13 protein-coding genes are annotated in these 17,546 nt (G+C 66.2%); 9 read left to right on the top strand and 4 right to left on the bottom strand.

Annotated features, from left to right (window positions below; genetic code table 11):
• Positions 1 to 25: 25 nt before the first annotated feature.
• Both F804_RS0113825 and F804_RS16590 read right to left on the bottom strand, forming a co-directional pair.
• Positions 26 to 1,306: a TRAP transporter large permease subunit gene (locus F804_RS0113825; RefSeq protein WP_022708343.1), complete on the bottom strand. Its 1,281-nt coding sequence runs from the start codon at positions 1,304 to 1,306 to the stop codon at positions 26 to 28.
• A gap of 1 nt (position 1,307) precedes the next feature.
• Complete coding sequence (locus F804_RS16590; RefSeq protein ID WP_022708342.1) at positions 1,308 to 1,796, bottom strand: TRAP transporter small permease; 489 nt, start codon at positions 1,794 to 1,796, stop codon at positions 1,308 to 1,310.
• A 385-nt stretch (positions 1,797 to 2,181) separates the two neighbouring features.
• Between F804_RS16590 and F804_RS0113815 the strand changes: the two genes are divergently transcribed.
• Both F804_RS0113815 and F804_RS17715 read left to right on the top strand, forming a co-directional pair.
• Entirely contained in the window at positions 2,182 to 3,294 is a 1,113-nt protein-coding gene (locus tag F804_RS0113815) for a zinc-binding dehydrogenase (RefSeq protein ID WP_022708341.1), read from the top strand.
• Between the two features lie 744 nt (positions 3,295 to 4,038).
• Positions 4,039 to 7,767, top strand: a complete 3,729-nt coding sequence (locus F804_RS17715) for a Hint domain-containing protein (protein WP_022708340.1) — start codon at positions 4,039 to 4,041, stop codon at positions 7,765 to 7,767.
• A 76-nt stretch (positions 7,768 to 7,843) separates the two neighbouring features.
• Here the strand turns inward: F804_RS17715 and F804_RS0113805 are convergent, their stop codons facing one another.
• On the bottom strand, positions 7,844 to 8,497 hold the full coding sequence (locus F804_RS0113805) for a flavin reductase family protein (RefSeq protein WP_022708339.1): 654 nt from the start codon (positions 8,495 to 8,497) through the stop codon (positions 7,844 to 7,846).
• A complete protein-coding gene (locus F804_RS0113800; RefSeq protein WP_022708338.1) occupies positions 8,494 to 9,183 on the bottom strand; it encodes a GntR family transcriptional regulator in 690 nt (229 codons plus the stop codon). The genes F804_RS0113805 and F804_RS0113800 overlap by 4 nt, the downstream gene beginning before the upstream one ends.
• A 163-nt stretch (positions 9,184 to 9,346) precedes the next feature.
• Between F804_RS0113800 and F804_RS0113795 the strand changes: the two genes are divergently transcribed.
• From F804_RS0113795 to F804_RS0113765, 7 genes are all read left to right on the top strand, one after another.
• Complete coding sequence (locus tag F804_RS0113795; RefSeq protein ID WP_028725999.1) at positions 9,347 to 10,924, top strand: ABC transporter substrate-binding protein; 1,578 nt, start codon at positions 9,347 to 9,349, stop codon at positions 10,922 to 10,924.
• 64 nt (positions 10,925 to 10,988) lie between these two features.
• Positions 10,989 to 11,972 (top strand): ABC transporter permease, encoded by a 984-nt coding sequence (locus F804_RS0113790; protein WP_022708336.1) that lies wholly within the window; start codon positions 10,989 to 10,991, stop codon positions 11,970 to 11,972.
• Positions 11,973 to 11,986: 14 nt separating this feature from the next.
• Positions 11,987 to 12,955, top strand: a complete 969-nt coding sequence (locus F804_RS0113785; protein ID WP_022708335.1) for an ABC transporter permease — start codon at positions 11,987 to 11,989, stop codon at positions 12,953 to 12,955.
• 5 nt (positions 12,956 to 12,960) lie between these two features.
• Positions 12,961 to 14,142, top strand: coding sequence for an amidohydrolase family protein (locus tag F804_RS0113780; protein ID WP_028725998.1), 1,182 nt, complete (start codon positions 12,961 to 12,963; stop codon positions 14,140 to 14,142).
• Positions 14,142 to 15,578 (top strand): chlorohydrolase family protein, encoded by a 1,437-nt coding sequence (locus F804_RS0113775; RefSeq protein ID WP_022708333.1) that lies wholly within the window; start codon positions 14,142 to 14,144, stop codon positions 15,576 to 15,578. Before F804_RS0113780 ends, F804_RS0113775 begins: the two co-directional genes overlap by 1 nt.
• Entirely contained in the window at positions 15,575 to 16,567 is a 993-nt protein-coding gene (locus F804_RS0113770) for an ABC transporter ATP-binding protein (RefSeq protein WP_022708332.1), read from the top strand. The genes F804_RS0113775 and F804_RS0113770 overlap by 4 nt, the downstream gene beginning before the upstream one ends.
• The gene (locus F804_RS0113765) at positions 16,564 to 17,538 is read left to right on the top strand and encodes an ABC transporter ATP-binding protein (protein ID WP_022708331.1); all 975 of its coding nucleotides are present in this window, start codon (positions 16,564 to 16,566) and stop codon (positions 17,536 to 17,538) included. Before F804_RS0113770 ends, F804_RS0113765 begins: the two co-directional genes overlap by 4 nt.
• Positions 17,539 to 17,546: the final 8 nt, after the last annotated feature.

Below are 17,546 nucleotides of genomic sequence, written 5' to 3'. Positions count from 1 at the left end.
GATTTCCTCCCTCAAGGATTTGGTATCAGCCGGCCATGAAGCTGGCAGGCACGGTGATCAGTTGCGGAAACAGGATGAACAGCCCCAGCAGCACGACATAGCCGAGGATGAAGGGCCCGACGCCCTTGACCGCCTGGCTCATCGGCACGCGACCGACGCCGCAGACCACGTTCAGGACCGTTCCGACCGGAGGCGTGATCAGCCCGATGGAGCAGTTCAGGATGAACATGAGGCCGAAATACACCTCGTCGATGCCGGCCATGCGGACCACGGGCATCAGCAGCGGCACGAGGATCAGGACCGTCGGCGACAGGTCCATCACCATGCCGACGGACAGGACCAGAAGCATGATGACCAGCATCAGGACGCGCGGGCTGTCGATCAGCGGTTGCAGCAATGCGGCCAGCTGCTGGGGAAGCTGCGCCACGGTGATCAGCCACGCGGCGACCATCGCGGCACCGACAAGGAACATCACCATCGCCGTGGCCCTGCCCGCCTGGATCAGGATCTCGACGAAGCTTGCAAAGCTCATCTCGCGGTAGATCACGGTCGAGATGAAGATGGCATAGACCGCGGCGACGACGGCGGCCTCGGTGGGCGTGAAGGCGCCCGAACGGATGCCCCCGATGATGATGACCGGCAGCAGCAGCGCCCAGATCCCCTCGCGCAGGGCCTTCCAGCGGGCCGCGGCACTGGCCTTGGGCAGGGTCTCGATCTCCTCGCCGCGCATGATGACGGTCCAGATCGACACCAGCACCAGCGCCATCATCAGCCCCGGCACGATGCCCGCAAGGAACAGCTTCGCGATCGAGATGTTTCCGGCGACGCCCACCAGGATCAGCGGAAGCGAGGGCGGGATGATCGGTGCGATGATCCCACCCGAAGCAAGCAGCCCGAGGCTGCGCCCCTGCGGGTATCCGGCCTTGCGCATCATCGGATAGAGGATGGACACCAGCGCGGCAGCATCCGCCACGGCCGATCCCGACAGCCCCGCCAGGACGATCGATGTCAGGATCGCGACATATCCCAGCCCGCCCCGTTGGTGCCCCACAAGCGACATGGCAAGCGTGACGATCCGCGTCGACAGGCCGCCGCGCGACATGACCTCGCCCGCGACCAGGAAGAAGGGAACCGCCAGCAGCGGAAAGCTGTCCACCCCGTTGATCAGCGATTGCGCAAGGATGTCGGCGCTGAAAAGGTTCATCTGAACCATCAGCGCCATCGACGACAGCAGCAGCGCGAAGGCCACGGGCAGGCCCGCAAGGATACCGACGAACAGGACGCCAAGGAAGATGATCAGGGTCATGTCAATGTGCCTCGGGGTGGGTGCCGGCGGGACCGCGATCGGGTCCGAAGATCCGCACGACGGCGACCGCCGCCATCAGCCCGGCAGAATTGACGCCGGACAGGTAGAAGAGCCCCGACGGCAGGCCCGTCAGCTGCGAGATGTTGTGCCAGTTGGCCTGCGTCTGCCGCCACGCCCCGACGAACAGCATCAGCACCGCCACCAGCACGATCGCCCAGCAGATCCGGCGCAGGATGGGAACGAAACGGGGCATCAGCGCCTCGGAGAACTCGGACAGCTGCAGATGCTCGCCCCGGCGCAGCACCACCGCCGCCCCGAGCATCACCACCCAGACGAACCACAGGCGCGACAGCTCGATCGTGACGCGCAGCCCGCTCGAGAAGCCATAGCGCATGACGACGTTCAGAAAGACCAGCGCGATCATGCCCGTCAGCAGTACCGCCATGACGACGTCGATCAGACGCCAAAGAGCCTCGATGGCTTGTCGCATCGGCCTTCTCCTCCCCAGGACAGCACGTACGTTCGGGTTGGATGATATCGTTACCATTCCGCCTGTCGAGCGCTGTCCGGCAGGTGGAACATGCGGGCCTCCGGGAGGCAGCATCGACGCGCGGCTGGCCTTGACGCGACGAAGGTCTTTGGGAGCCGTTACCGGTCAATCGGGTGCCGTGCTCGTGCAAGATCAGCGCCAGGGAATCGTGGCGAAGCTTCAGCAAGAGCAGTTGGCATTGGAATGGCCCGTCTGGCGGATAAGTGGCAGCGGCCCGCGTATTCCCGCCGTTCGTGCAGGTTCCGCACGCGGCGACCCTAGCCCCGGCCGCGCACCGAACCTACATATCGCCTCCAAGGATACTGAAAACCAAGGAGATCCGAGCATGGCCACCACCGGCAAGCAACTGTTCACCACGCTGGACGCCGACGGCACGCTGACCGTCGCGATCGAAGAGGTGTCCTTCCCCGATCCGACCGGCAACCAGGTCCTGGTGCGGATGGAGGCGGCGCCGATCAACCCGTCGGATCTTGCCATCCTCGTCGGCGGCGCGGATATCGAGAACGCACAGTTCAGCCCCGACAAGTTCGTGGCCCAGATGCCCGCGCAGGCGAACGCGGCGTCGAAATCCCGCCACGGGCTGAAGCTTCCGGCAGGGAACGAGGGTGCGGGCACCGTCGTCGCGGCGGGCGACGATAAGGCCGCGCAGGCGCTGATCGGTCAGCGCGTCTCTTGCGTGCCGGGCAATGCCTACAGCCAGTATTGCATCGCCGATGCCGCCATGTGCCTGCCCCTGGGCGACCACTCGGCCGAGGAAGGCGCCAGCGCCTTCGTGAACCCGATGACCGCGCTCGGTTTCGTCGAGAATGCCAAGGCCGATGGCCAGAATGCCATCCTGCACACCGTCGGGGCATCGAACCTTGGCCAGATGCTGACCCGCATCTGCCAGGAGGACGGGCTCGACCTCGTGAACATCGTCCGCAAGGAGGATCAGGTCGAGCTGCTGAAGGGCTTGGGTGCCACGCATGTGGTGAACTCGTCGGCCGACGACTTCATGGATCAGCTGACCGCCGCCATTGCCGACACGAGCGCGTTCTATGGCTTCGATCCGGTCGGCGGCGGCAAGCTGGTCGATACCGCCTTCCGCGCGATGGAACGCGTCGCCGTCCAGCAGATGTCCGAATATTCGCGCTATGGCTCGAACCAGCAGAAGCGCATGTTCATCTATGGTCGCCTTGATACCGGTCCGACCGTCCTGACCCCTGCCTACGGCTTCGGCTGGACCCTGTCGGGCTGGCTGCTGTTCCCGTTCCTGCAATCGGTCGGGCAGGAGACGATGGGGCGGATGCGTCAGCGCGTTCGGGACAACCTGACGACGACCTTCTCCAGCAGCTACAAGGCCCGCGTCTCGTTGGAGGAGATGCTGACCAAGGAAGCCGTGACGGATTACCGCGCCATGCGCACGGGCGAGAAGTATCTCGTGACGCCCTGGGCCTGAGGCGATCCGCGAAGGGCGCCGCCGACCCGGCAGCGCTTGCGGGCTTGGGTGATGGCATTGCGGGCCGGACCGATCCGTCACGTTTTTCCGGCTCGATCGCGATGGGGATCTTTCAGGCCCGTGGGGCGGTTGCGGCGCCCTGCGAAAACCTCTATTCATCGGGCATTACATGCTCACCCAAGCAACATTGCCTTGGTTGTTGGGCCGCGGGTTTTATACTTGTATCGCCCCGCTGTATAAAATTCAGACAATTCGCCATAAAGTTGATGCGCATTGGTTAAGAATTCGTTAAGGGTGTATTTGGCTCGGTGAGCTTCAAACCGCCTGTAAGCAATTCAGAAAGAATTCTATGCCAGTGAATGTTGTTGTAAGATCAATCCCCTGCGCCGTTCGCGGGGTTCCTTCGCGCGCCTTCGAGGTCTCGCTGCTCTAGATCCCGGACCCGTCGCAGCAACACCACGCCCTCCAGGGCATTTCGGCCCGGATGGCATCGCAGGCCCTCCATGGTTGATTGCGGGCGACGGAATGATCACGCGCACTCTCTGTAATAAGGGATCGACCGCCCTCTTCCATCTCCATTGACTTGGTCTGAGCGTCCCGCGCCGGGCGGTGCCGTGGCCGATAGGAATGCGTCCTGACAGGTCGCGACCGGGACGATGCGAAGCAGAGCGATGCGCCCTGATGCCCGACTGGCCCGGAGAAGTTTCGGGACGGCTTTGACACCCAAAGATCAAGGGATCGACAATGCCCACGACGTTCAACGTGTTCAGCCTTGGAACCTTCGCCGATCTGGATACCAACGACAGCACTGTGCGGGTGGACAACGCGGCCGCGCTGGTCAACCAGAGCTTCGGCAGTTCCACGAACCCGCTCTACAACCAGATCCAGACCTTTTCTCCGGGGGGAACGGGATTCTCAAATGGTGGCAGTTCCACAGGCTATGACAACGCAGGCAGCACCGACCAGTTCTCGATAAACGGTGGTGCGCCGCAGACCTTCGACGGGGTCGTGTTCATGAACGCGGTGCTGACCTACGCGGATGGCACCACGTCGGCCTCGATCGTCGTCGGTATCGCTCAGGATACGGCGGGCAACACCTATATGGTGGGTGGCCTGTCGCAGACCGCCAGCCAAGACGCGCTCGAGCTGAAGCCTATCCAGTCGGTACAGCTGAGCACGGTATTCCTCGACGACAATGGCCTCGCTTCCGACAGGGTTGCGGGTGCCTATAAGCCCGTGATCGAAGGCACCACGGGCAACGACACCATGGGTGTCGGCTATGCCGACCGGGTGAACAGCAATTCGACCGCTCCGGTGATCGACAACAATGCGAACTATATCGACGGTCGCGAGGGCAACGACTCGATCAACGGGGGGGGTGGCAACGACACCATCTTCGGCGGGGCGGGTGCGGATACCGTCCGGGGTGATGACGGCAACGACGTGATCTATGGCGGGATCGGCAACGACTCGCTTGATGGCGGTGCAGGCAACGACACGATCTATGGCGGCGATGGCAACGATACACTGTTCGGCGGCACGGGGACGAATACCGTGTTCGGCGGCGAGGGTGACGACTTCTGGGTTGGCGGCCCCAGCACTGCGGGTACCTCAGGCGTCGACAACGTGCAGCTGGAAGGCGGCAACGACACCGCCGAGCTTGGATACTTCCCGTCGGGCGGTCCCACGGATACCATCGACGGCGGTGCGGGCATCGATACCATCGCGTTCGATTCGGCTGCGCTGAACACCGCGAACATCGGAATTACGCTGAACGACTCTGGCGCTGCTACCCCCATTGGCGGATGGCAAACCAACTTCCTCAACTTCGAGAACGTCCGCGGCAACGCCGGGACCAACGCCATCACCGGCAACTCTCAGGCGAACCTTCTGCAGGGCCTGGGCGGCAACGACACGCTGTCTGGCGGTGCGGGGAACGACACGATTGAAGGCGGCACCGGCGACGACATCGTCGAGGGTGGCACCGGTGCCGACGTGCTGGATGGCGGCGCGGGCACCGATACGCTGACCTATGCGGGATCGGCCGCGGGCGTGACCGTGAACATCGGGACCAACACCGCGTCGGGCGGAGATGCCCAGGGCGACACGATCAGCAATTTCGAGAACCTGACCGGCTCGGGCCTGAACGACAACCTGACGGGCAGTGCGGGCGCGAACGTCATCTCGGGCGGGGCAGGCAACGACACGATCAATGGCGGCGCAGGTGCCGACACGCTGGACGGCGGCGCTGGCACCGACACGCTGTCCTATGCGGGATCGGCTGCGGGTGTCGCCGTCAACCTGGCGACCAACACCGCGACGGGCGGCGATGCCCAGGGCGACACGATCAGCAACTTCGAGAACCTGACCGGGTCTTCGCAGAACGACACGCTGACCGGCAACGCCGCCGCGAACGCGCTGGATGGCGGCGCGGGCAACGACACGCTGTCGGGCGGTGACGGCAACGACACCCTGACGGGTGGCGACGGCAACGATTCGCTGGATGGCGGTGCAGGCAACGACACGCTTCTTGGCGGGGCCGGGAACGACACGCTGTTCGGCGGCACCGGGACGAACACCGTCTTCGGCGGCGAGGGTGACGACTTCTGGGTCGGCGGACCCAGCACTGCGGGCACCGCAGGCGTCGACAACGTCCAGCTGGAAGGCGGCAACGACACCGCCGAGCTTGGGTACTTCCCGGCGGGCGGGCCCATCGACACCATCGACGGCGGTGCGGGCATCGACACCATCGCGCTGGATTCGGCGGCGCTGAACAACGAGAATATCGGGGTCACGCTGAACGATACCGGTCCGGCGACCGCGATCGGCGGGTGGCAGACCGACTTCCTCAACTTCGAGAACGTCCGCGGCAATGCCGGCACCAACGCCATCACCGGCAACTCTCAGGCGAACCTCCTGCAGGGTCTGGGCGGCAATGACACGCTGTCGGGCGGCGCGGGGAACGACACCATCGAGGGTGGTACCGGCGACGACATCGTCGAGGGCGGCACCGGTGCCGACGTGCTGGACGGTGGCGCGGGCACCGACACGCTGAGCTATGCGGGATCCGCCGCAGGCGTCACCGTGGACATCGCGAACAACACCGCTTCGGGTGGCGATGCACAAGGCGACACGATCAGCAACTTCGAGAACCTGACGGGTTCGGCCCAGAATGACAGCCTGACGGGCAATTCGGGCGCGAACGTCATATCGGGCGGGGCGGGCAACGATACCGTCAATGGCGGCGCGGGCGCGGACACGCTGGATGGCGGCGCGGGCACCGACACGCTGTCCTATGCGGGATCGGCGGCAGGCGTCACGGTCAACCTGGCGACCAACACCGCCACGGGCGGCGATGCGCAGGGCGACACGTTCAGCAACTTCGAGAACGTGACCGGCTCTTCGCAGGACGACACGCTGACCGGCAACGCCGCCGCGAACGTGCTGGATGGCGGCGCGGGGAACGATCTGCTGGACGGCGGTGCAGGGAACGACACCCTTCTTGGCGGTGCCGGCAACGACACGCTGCAGGGGGGCGCGGGCAACGACACGCTGACCGGTGGCGATGGCGCGGATACGTTCATCCTGGATGGCAGCTCGGCCGATGTCATCACCGACTTCAACGCCGACAACGCGGACGATGGCGATCCGACGAACAACGATTTCATCAACCTTGCGGCGTTCTACAACGATGCCACCTTGGCCACGTGGAACGCGACGCCGGGCAATCCGCAATACAGCTCGGCGCTGCAATGGCTGCGCGCGGATATCGCGGACGGCGTGCTGGACAATGTCGGCGGCACCGTCCTGACCGGGGTCACGGGGGATCAGCTGGGGCTGGAGAACACCGGCGTCATCTGCTTCGCGGCGGGCACGCTGATCCGCACCGCCCGTGGCGAGGTCGAGGTCCAGGACCTGCGCGTCGGCGACCTGATCCAGACCAAGGACCGTGGTCTGCGTCCGCTGCAGTGGATCGGTGGCCGCAAGCTTGAGGCAACCGATCTGGCGGCCTTCGCGAACCTGCGTCCGATCCGCATCAAGGCCGGCGCGTTGGGCCAGAACGTCCCCGCGACGGACCTGGTCGTCTCGCCCCAGCACCGGATCCTCGTGCGGTCGAACATCGCCAAGCGGATGTTCGATGCGGATGAGGTGCTGGTTGCCGCCAAGCAGCTGCTGATGCTGGACGGCATCGACATCGCGACCGACCTAGCGGATGTGGAATATGTCCACTTCATGTTCGACCGCCACGAGATCGTGCTGGCGAATGGCGCGGAATCCGAAAGCCTCTATACCGGTGCGCAGGCGCTGAAGGCCGTATCGCCCCAGGCCCGGCTGGAGATGCTGACCCTGTTCCCCGAACTGTTCGAGGAAGGCCGGGAAATGCCCCCTGCCCGCCAGCTTCTGTCCGGTCGCATGGGTCGCAAGCTGGCGATGCGCCACCTGAAGAACCAGAAGCCGCTGGTCCGCGCCTGAGGCCAATGAAAAGCCTGCACCGGCATTGGCCGGTGCAGGCATAACGATGGAAACAGCAGCGCGTCAAAGAACCGGCTCAGACGCCCCGCGCGGCCAGAACGGTCTCGGCCGAGGGGGTCGGCAGATCGAAATAATCCAGCGTCCCGGCATAGCCGTTGCCACCCATCCGGCCCAGGGCATCCAGCTTCGCATGATCGGAATAATGCGTCGCGGGGTCGATGATGTCCTCGCGGATATGGGCGCGCAGGATGCGGCCCAGGATGATCTCTCGCGATGCGCTGACGGCGATGCCCAGATACCGTTCGCATTCGAAGGCCACCGGTGCCTCGGCGATGCGGGGGCAGGCCACGCTTTCGCCCGGAACGGCGGTCAGGCCCGCCATTTCCAGTTCATCCACGCCCGGCGCGAAGCCCGCGGCGGTGACGGCCATCGCCTCGGCATTGGCGCGGTCCACGATGTTGACGGTGAAGCAATCCGTCATGCGGATGTTCTCGGCCGTGTCCTTCAGGCTCTTGTCGGGCTTGTTCTCGACGCCCAGTGCCAGGATCGGGGGATCGGCGGACAGGCAGTTGAAGAAGCTGTAGGGCGCCGCATTCACCACACCGTCGGTCGAGATCGTCGTCACCCACGCGATCGGGCGCGGCACGATGGTCCCGATCATCACCTTGTAGGCCTCTCGCGCAGTCAGTTCCGCGAAATCGAAGGCGTGATAGCCGGTCTTCTGCGTCATGGGGCGAGTTCCTTGCCGTAATGTGAGAGGATGGATTGGATACTATCCTGCGGGTTCACCAGTGCCGCACGATCCGCGACCGCGCCCAGGTGATGTTCCATGATCGCGATGGCGGCGGCGGCATCGCCGCTGCGGATCGCCTCGATGATCTGGGAATGTTCGTCCACCGCGCAATCCGATGAATGGCTGCGCGCATAGAGCGACAGGATCAGCGAGCAGCGCAGCACGACCTCGGCGACATAGCGTGCCAGCACGGGGTTGCCGGTCAGTTCGGCCAGCAGGATATGGAACTCGCCCGCAAGGCGGATCGCGACGGGACCGTCCTTGCCGCGCACGGCCTGTTCGTGCCGCACATGCGATTCCAGCCGGTCATAGCCGCTTTCGGGCATCCGTTTGCACAACAGGCGGATCACGTCGCTTTCCAGGCAGCGGCGCACCTCGAAGACGTTCTGCGCCTCGTCCCGCGTGGGTTCCGCGACGAAGGCACCGCGATTGCGCCGGGTCGCGATCAGCCCCTCGTGTTCCAGCCGCACGAAGGCGTGGCGCACGATGGTGCGGGACACGCCGAACTGTTCGCCCACCGTATCCTCGGGCAGGCGCATCCCGGGTTTCAGCGCCTGCTCGATGATCGCCTTCTTCAGCAGGTCGTGGACCGCGTCGGTCAGGGTCGTCTTGTTCTCGCTCATGTTCCGTTTGCCTGTCTGCTTTGCACAATCGCTAGCGCATACGATTGCATCCGTCAATCGGATACAATTTGCTTGCCACATCGCATCCGCTGTGCCACCCAAGATGCATCGTATCCAATTTTGCCGATTCCGTGATGCAATCCAGTTGGAAAGGGACCAGGACATGAAACTACGCCATCTCATGCTCGCCTCGGCGGCAGTTGTCGCGCTGACGGGCACCGCACAGGCCGAGAACGTGCTGAAATGGGGGGCGAACCGCGATATCGGATCGCTGGACCCCTATTCCTTCGGCGACAGCTTCACGATCAACGTGCTGAACCACGTCTATGAAGGGCTTGTCCGCTATGACCGCGACCTGAAGATCGAGCCCGCCCTTGCCGAAAGCTGGGAGATCCTGGACGACCAGATCACCTGGCGCTTCAAGCTGCGCCAGGGCGTGACCTTCCACAACGGCAACCCCTTCACCGCCGAGGATGTCGTCGCATCGCTGACCCGCGTCAGCCACGAGACCTCGCCGCTGAAGGGCAACCTGCCCGCCTATGTCAGCGCGGCGGTGGTGGACGACCACACCGTCGACATCACGCTGAACGGCACCTATCCGCTGCTGCTGAACGACCTGACCAACATCCACATCTTCGACGCCGAATGGCTGACCGAGAACGACGCCCTGCTGCCGACCGACGTGGGCGCGGGGACGGAAGGGTACGCCACCTACAACGCGAACGGCACCGGCCCCTTCATCGTCGAAAGCCGCCAGCCCGATGCCAGGACGGTCTTCGTGGCCAATCCCGACTGGTGGGACGAGGCGCAGCACAATCTCGACCGGATCGAGCTGACGCCCGTCAATTCGGCCGCCACCCGCGTCGCCGCCCTGCTGTCGGGCGAGATCGACTTCACCAACGATGCGCCCGTCCAGGATCTGCCGCGCCTCGAGGCCGCGCCCGAGGTCGAGGTGCTGGAAGGCGTCGATCTGCGCACCGTCATGATCGGCTTCCCCTTCCGCGAGACGCTGACCACCGGAGAGCCGAACCCCTTCCGCGACAAGGCCGTCCGCGAGGCGCTGTACCAGGCCATCGACCTGGACCTGATCCAGCAGAAGGTGATGCGCGGCAAGTCACGCACCGCCGGGGCGACCGTCGCGCCGCAGATCCCCGGCTATGTCGAGGAACTGGACGTCCTGCCCGTCCACGATCCCGATGCCGCCAAGGCGATCCTGGCCGAGGCCGGCGTCCCCAAAGGGCTGGAATTCGAGTTCAACTGCCTCAGCGACGGGCTGGTGAACGAGGAGCAGTTCTGCCAGGCCATCGCCTCGATGTGGAGCCGCATCGGACTTGCGCCCAAGCTGGATGTCGCCCCCCGCGCCGTGCAGTCGCCCAAGCGGACCAATGCCAAGACCGATATCTACACGCTCGGCTGGGCGACGCTGCCGCTGCTGGACAGCTACTCGCCGCTTCTGCAGATCTTCCATTCCAAGGACGGCAATGCCGGGGTCTTCAACTGGGGCGGCTGGTCCTATCCCGAACTGGACGCGCTGGTCGACGAGGCTGGGCAGGAGCTGGACGTCGAGGCGCGACTGGCGCTGCAGACGCAGGCGCTGCAGATCGTCAAGGACGAGGTCATCATGATCCCGCTGCACCAGCAGCCGATGGCCTGGGCCGTGACGCAGGACGTGGCCGAGATGCCGCTGTTCCCCGATGCCAAGCCGCGCCTGTGGTTCGCCCGCATGGGCGGGGAATCCTGACGCCCCTCGCCGGATCGCCCCCTGCGGGCGGTCCGGCACGCTGTCCACCCGATCGGAGCCTGCGATGCTAGCTTTCCTTCTCAAGCGTACCGCCAACGCGGTCTTTGTCATGCTGGCGGTGGCGCTGCTGGCCTTCGTCATCTTCCGCTTCTTCGGCGACCCGGTCGAGATGATGGTCAACGAGCAGGCCACCCTGCAGGACCGCATCGACCTGAGAGAGAGGCTGGGCCTGAACGACGGGTTCCTGACCCAGTACACCCGCTTCGTCACGAACGCGGTGCAGGGCGATTTCGGGATCTCGTACCGCAACCAGCAGGACGTTATGGTGCTGATCCAGGAACGCTTCCCGGCCACGCTGGAACTGGTGCTGGTGGCCACGCTGATCTCGTTGGTGGTGGGCATTCCGGCGGGCGTCGTCACGGCGATATATCGCGACAGCAAGCTTGCGAACATGCTGCAGCTGGGGTCAATCGTCGGGGTCTCGCTGCCCAGCTTCGTCGTGGGGATCATGCTGATCCTGGCCTTTTCGGTGACGCTTGGCTGGCTGCCCGCCTTCGGACGCGGCGAGACGGTCGATATCGGCTGGTGGTCCACGGGGCTGCTGACGCCATCGGGGCGGGCAGCGCTGCTTCTGCCGGCGATCTCGCTCTCGACCTTCCAGGTGACGCTGGTGATGCGGCTGGTCCGCGCCGAGATGCTGGAGACGCTGCGCGCCGACTATATCAAGTTCGCGCGCGCGCGCGGCGTGCCCGCCCGCCGGGTGCATTGGCGCCACGCGCTGCGCAACTGCCTGATGCCCGTCATCACCCTGACCGGCATGCAGATCGGCAACCTGATCGCCTTCGCGCTGGTGACCGAAACGGTCTTCCAGTGGCCAGGCATGGGGATGCTGTTCATCCAGGCAGTGACCTTCGTCGATCTGCCGGTGATGGCGGCGTACCTGCTGATCGTCTCGTTCATCTTCGTCGCCCTGAACACCCTTGTCGACATCACCTATGCCTGGGTCGATCCGCGCCTGCGCGACGACAGCGCACGCGGAAAAGGCTGAGCCCGGAGGCCCCGATGGAAAAGACCGTTACCCTTCCCGCCGATACCACCCCCGCCCCGGCCGCGCCCCTGCCCGGACGCCTGCAGCGCATGCGCGACAGCGACCTGTGGCATTCCTTCCGCGCGCATCCCTCGGCGGTCTTTGCGGCGATCCTGCTGGCGATCGTCGCCGCGACCGCCTTCCTAGCGCCGCTCATCACGCCGCAGAACCCCTACGACCTTGCCGCGCTGGAGCTGTGGAACTCGGAGATCCCGCCGATCTGGAACGCCGAAGGGCAGTGGCCCTATGTGCTGGGGACCGATACGCAGGGGCGCGACATCCTGTCGGCGGTTCTCTATGGCTCGCGCATCTCGCTGATCATCGGGTTCGCCTCGGTCATCGTGGCACTGGCGATCGGGCTGACGCTCGGGCTGGTCGCGGGGTATTTCGGCGGCTGGGTGGACAACGTGATCATGCGCGTGGGCGACGTGCTGCTGTCCATGCCCTTCATCCTGATCGCGATCCTGATCACGGCCATCGCCACGGCTTCGCTGCCGACGGGCCTGAAGGACGTGCTGGCGGCCCCCATCCTGATCATGGCGATCGCGGTGCCGTCCTGGGTGCAATACGCCCGCACCGTGCGCGCATCGGCCATGGTCGAGGCCCGCAAGGAATACGTGCAGGCTGCCAAGCTGATCCGCGTCCGCCCCTGGCGCATCATGCTGCACCACATCCTGCCGAACTGCCTGACGCCCATCATGGTGGCCGCCACGCTGAATTTCGGGCTGGCGATCCTGTCCGAGGCCACGCTGTCCTTCCTGGGCGTCGGCATGCCCCCCGATCAGCCCAGCCTGGGCACGCTGATCCGGATCGGCAACCAGTACCTGTTCTCCGGGCTGTGGTGGATCGTCGTGTTCCCGTCCATCCAGCTCTGCCTCATCGTCCTGTCGGTCAACATGATCGGGGACTGGCTGCGCGACGCGCTCAACCCCAAACTGCGGTGATCCAAGTGACCAGCAAGACCCTCAAGAACGTCCGCCCGATGGGCGGCCCCGCCACCGACCTTCATGTCGCGGATGGCCGCTTCGTCGCGGCGGCGCCCGCCGATGCGCAGGTGATCGATTGCGGCGGCAGCATCCTGATCCCCGGCCTGGTCGAGGCGCATACACATCTGGACAAGTCGCTGCTGGGCCTGCCCTGGTACCGCAACGAGGTCGGCCCCCGCCTGATCGACAAGATCGACAACGAGCGCGAGGTGAAGGTCTCGCTCGGACTGGATCCGCGCATCCAGAGCGAACGCCACGCGATCCTGGCGATGTCGCATGGCTGCACGCATATCCGCAGCCACGTGGATGTGGACACCCATCACGGCCTGGCCGGGATCGAGGGCGTGATGGCCACGCGCGAGAAGCTGGCCGGGATGGTGGACATCCAGATCGTGGCCTTTCCGCAATCTGGCATGATGACCCGCCCCGGCACGGCCGAGCTGATGGACGAGGCGCTGGCCATGGGCGCGGACCTGGTGGGCGGGATCGACCCCTGCGGGATGGAGCACGACCCCAAGGGGCATCTGGATACCGTCTTCGACCTTGCCCAGAAGCACGGCAAGCCCATCGACATCCACCTGCATGAACGCGATGCCCTTGGCTGGTTCTCGATGGAGGAGATCATCGACCGGACCGAGGCTTCGGGCATGCAGGGGCTGGTGTCGATGTCCCATGCGTTCTGCTTGGGCGCACCGGATCGCGCGCAGGTCGCCGCCCTGCAGGAAAGGCTGGCGCGGAACCGCATCCATATCCTGACCACCGCCCCCGCATCGGCCCCCGTCCCGGCGGTCAAGGAACTGCATGCGATGGGCATCCTGACCGGCGCGGGCTGCGACGGGATCCGCGACACCTGGGGCCCCTATGGCAATTCCGACATGCTGGAAAAGGCCATGCAGATCGGCATGCGCAACAACCTGCGCCGCGACGACGAGGTCGAGCTGGCGCTGGACATCTGTACCCGCGGCGGGGCCGCGATCATGGGGGCCGAGGGCTATGGCCTGGAACCCGGCTGCCGCGCCGACTGCGTCCTGATCGGCGGAGAGACGCTGGCCGAGGCCGTCGTGACCCACACCCCGCGCAAGCTGGTCCTGAAGGGCGGCAACGTCATCGCCCGCGACGGCACCTGCGTGATCGAGGCACCCTGATGGCGGACCGCACGCTTCTGCAGGCCCGTTGGGTCATCGGCCATCGCGACGGGCGCCATGTCGTCCACGAGAACGCGCAGGTCGTGATCGAGGGCGACCGCGTGTTGCATGTCGGTCGCGGGTTCGAGGGCGAGGTCGCCCGCCGCATCGACTATGGCGAGGCCGTGATCTCGCCGGGTTTCGTCGATCTGGATGCGCTGTCCGATCTCGACACGACGATCCTGGGGTTCGACAACTGGCCCGCATGGCGCAAGGGCCGCGTCTGGCCCGAAACCTATCTCGCGCGCGGCCCCTACGAGATGTATTCCCCCGAGGAACTGGCATTCCAGAAGCGCCACGCCTTCGCGCAGCTGATCCGCAACGGCATCACGACCGCGCTGCCCATCGCCTCGCTGTTCTATCGCGAATGGGCCGAGACGGTGGCCGAATTCGACGCGGCCGCCGGGGCCGCCGCCGATCTGGGGCTGCGCGTCTACCTGGGACCGGCCTATCGCACGGGCGGGCAGGTGACGGATGACCAGGGCAATATCCGCGCCGTCTTCGACGAGGCGCGCGGCATGGCCGGCCTGTCGGATGCCGCCGAATTCGCCGCCCGCATCGACGGCGCGGCGGGCGGTCTGGTGCGCGCGATGTTCGCCCCCGACCGGATCGAGACCTGCACCGCCGACCTGCTGCGCCGCACTGCCGACATCGCCCACGAGATGGGCGCCCCGGTCCGCCAGCATTGCGCCCAGTCCCCGACCGAGCTGCGGCTGGTCCGCGAACAGCATGGCTGCGGCCCGATCGAGTGGCTGCACGGCATCGGCGCGCTGCGCGGGAACTGGCTGCTGCCCCACGGCACCCATGCGACAGAGGCGGAATTCGACCTGATCGCCGGTGCGGGCGCGTCGCTGGTCCATTGCCCGCTGGTCGCCGCGCGGCATGGCGGGTTGCTGGACAGTTTCCCCTCGTGCCGCACGCGTGGGATCAATATCGGGCTGGGCACCGACACCCACCCTGCCGACATGATCCTAAACATGCAGATCGGCATGATGACCGCCCGCATCGCGGCGGGCGGCACCGCGATCAGGTCCGAAGAGATGTTCGACGCGGCCACGCTTGGCGGCGCGCGGGCCCTGGGCCGCGACGATCTGGGCCGGATCGAGCCGGGCGCCAAGGCCGATATCGCGGTCATCGACCTGCGCGGTGCGCTGTGCACCCCCGATCCGGTGCAGACGCTGATGACCTCGGGTTCCGGTCGGGACGTGCGGGATGTCTTCATCGACGGCCGCCACGTGATGGCGGGCGGCGTCATCCCCGGCATCGACGCCCGCGCCGACGCGGCCCGCGCCCAGGCGCAGTTCGACGGGCTGATCGCCCGCTATCCCGACCGGACGGTCGGCCACCCGCCAGTCGGCGAAATCTTCACCCCCAGCTACGAGAGGGTCGCCCCATGAGCGATGTCGTCCTGGACGTGCGGAACCTGCGCGTCGAATTTCCAACCCGCAAGGGCGTGCTGACCGCGGTCGACGACATCTCGTTGCAGATCCGCCGGGGAGAGATCCTGGGAATGGTCGGGGAATCCGGCGCGGGCAAGTCGATGACCGGCATGTCGATCCTGGGCCTGCTGGAACCGCCGGGCCGCATCGCCGCGGGCAGCATCCACCTGTCGGGCGACCGGATCGACGACCTGGACGACCGCGCGATGCAATCCGTGCGCGGGCGTCGCATCGGCGCGATCTTCCAGGACCCGCTGACCTCGTTGAACCCGCTGTTCCGCGTGGGCGACCAGCTGGTCGAGACGATCCGCCTGCATACCGACCTGGACCGGAACCAGGCCCGCGAACGCGCCAAGGACCTGATGCGCGAGGTTGGCATCCCCGCGGTCGAGGAACGGATCGACAGCTATCCGCACCAGTTCTCGGGGGGGATGCGGCAGCGCATCGTGATCGCGCTGGCGCTCTGCGCGGAACCCGAGCTGATCGTCGCGGACGAGCCGACGACGGCGCTGGACGTGTCGATCCAGGCCCAGATCACCGCGCTGCTGAAGCGTCTCTGCCGCGAACGCGGGACGGCGGTGATGCTGGTCACGCACGACATGGGCGTGATCGCGGAAACCGCCGATCGCGTGGCGGTCATGTATGCGGGCCGCCTGGCCGAAATCGGCAGCGTCGAGGATGTCGTGCGCCGCCCCAGCCATCCCTATACCGCGGGGCTGATGGGCTCGATCCCGTCGCTGCGCAAGGATGTCGAGGAACTGCAGATGATCCCCGGCGCGATGCCCCGCCTGAACGCGATCCCGCAGGGCTGCGCCTTCAACCCGCGCTGCGCCCATGCCGGCCCCCGCTGCCGCGCCGAGGTTCCGCGCATTCCCGCCGGGGCCTCCACCGGCGCCGCCTGCTGGCTGCCCCGCACCGGCACTGTCGATCACGGAGAAGCCGCATGAACATCCGCCCGAACGCCATCCTCGAGGTGGACGCCCTCGAACGCCGCTTCGACGTGTCGGCCCCCTGGCTGAACCGCATGATCGAGCGCAAGCCCCGCCGGACGCTGCATGCCGTGGACGGGGTGGATTTCGTCATCCAGCGTGGCCAGACCCTTGCCCTGGTGGGCGAGAGCGGCTGCGGCAAGAGCACCATCGCCAAGCTGGTCACCGGCCTTCACGCGCCGTCCGGCGGCAGCATCCGGTTCCACGGCGACTGCGACCGGCTGCAGATGATCTTCCAGGACCCCTTTGCCAGCCTCAACCCGCGCTGGCGCGTGGGCCGCATCATCGCCGAGCCGCTGCGCACCCTGCGCCCCGACACGCCCGATGCCGCCGTCAACGCCCGCGTGGACGAGCTGCTGCAGATCGTGGGGCTTTCGGCGGCGGACGGGTCGAAATTCCCGCATGAATTCTCGGGCGGGCAGCGTCAGCGCATCTCGATCGCGCGGGCCCTGGCCGGCGAGCCCGAGTTCCTCGTCTGCGACGAGCCGACCTCGGCGCTGGACGTGTCGGTGCAGGCGCAGGTGCTGAACCTCATGAAGCGGCTGCAGAACGAGATGGGCCTGACCTATCTGTTCATCAGCCACGACCTCAGCGTGGTGCGGCACATGGCCGATGTCATCGCGGTGATGTATCTGGGCCGCATCGTCGAGATCCAGCCGACCGCCGACCTGTTCGCGCGCCCGCTGCACCCCTATACGCGGCTGCTGCTGGACACGATCCCGGATCTGGAGGCCCCCAAGCGCGACCGCACCGCCATGGGCGGAGAGGTCCCCTCGCCCGTGTCGCCCCCCTCGGGTTGCAGCTTCCACCCGCGCTGTCCGCTGGCCTTCGACCGCTGCCGCACCGAACGCCCCACGCGCCGCGCCGAGGTGCTGGACCGCCGCGTCGCGTGTTTTGCCGCCGAAAGGGACGCCGCCGATGCACCCTGAGCGATGCG

This window comes from Paracoccus zeaxanthinifaciens ATCC 21588 (assembly GCF_000420145.1).
Classification (GTDB): Bacteria; Pseudomonadota; Alphaproteobacteria; order Rhodobacterales; family Rhodobacteraceae; genus Paracoccus; species Paracoccus zeaxanthinifaciens.
This window is presented reverse-complemented; position numbering and strand designations above follow the sequence as displayed.

What these genes read in the sequence shown, in the direction of transcription:
- F804_RS0113825 (WP_022708343.1), bottom strand. Translation starts at nt 1,306, where the DNA reads ATGACCCTGATCATCTTCCTTGGCGTCCTGTTCGTCGGTATCCTTGCG.
- F804_RS0113785 (WP_022708335.1), top strand. Translation starts at nt 11,987, where the DNA reads ATGGAAAAGACCGTTACCCTTCCCGCCGATACCACCCCCGCCCCGGCC.
- F804_RS0113770 (WP_022708332.1), top strand. Translation starts at nt 15,575, where the DNA reads ATGAGCGATGTCGTCCTGGACGTGCGGAACCTGCGCGTCGAATTTCCA.
- F804_RS0113795 (WP_028725999.1), top strand. Translation starts at nt 9,347, where the DNA reads ATGAAACTACGCCATCTCATGCTCGCCTCGGCGGCAGTTGTCGCGCTG.
- F804_RS16590 (WP_022708342.1), bottom strand. Translation starts at nt 1,796, where the DNA reads ATGCGACAAGCCATCGAGGCTCTTTGGCGTCTGATCGACGTCGTCATG.
- F804_RS0113765 (WP_022708331.1), top strand. Translation starts at nt 16,564, where the DNA reads ATGAACATCCGCCCGAACGCCATCCTCGAGGTGGACGCCCTCGAACGC.
- F804_RS0113800 (WP_022708338.1), bottom strand. Translation starts at nt 9,183, where the DNA reads ATGAGCGAGAACAAGACGACCCTGACCGACGCGGTCCACGACCTGCTG.
- F804_RS17715 (WP_022708340.1), top strand. Translation starts at nt 4,039, where the DNA reads ATGCCCACGACGTTCAACGTGTTCAGCCTTGGAACCTTCGCCGATCTG.
- F804_RS0113805 (WP_022708339.1), bottom strand. Translation starts at nt 8,497, where the DNA reads ATGACGCAGAAGACCGGCTATCACGCCTTCGATTTCGCGGAACTGACT.
- F804_RS0113775 (WP_022708333.1), top strand. Translation starts at nt 14,142, where the DNA reads ATGGCGGACCGCACGCTTCTGCAGGCCCGTTGGGTCATCGGCCATCGC.
- F804_RS0113790 (WP_022708336.1), top strand. Translation starts at nt 10,989, where the DNA reads ATGCTAGCTTTCCTTCTCAAGCGTACCGCCAACGCGGTCTTTGTCATG.
- F804_RS0113815 (WP_022708341.1), top strand. Translation starts at nt 2,182, where the DNA reads ATGGCCACCACCGGCAAGCAACTGTTCACCACGCTGGACGCCGACGGC.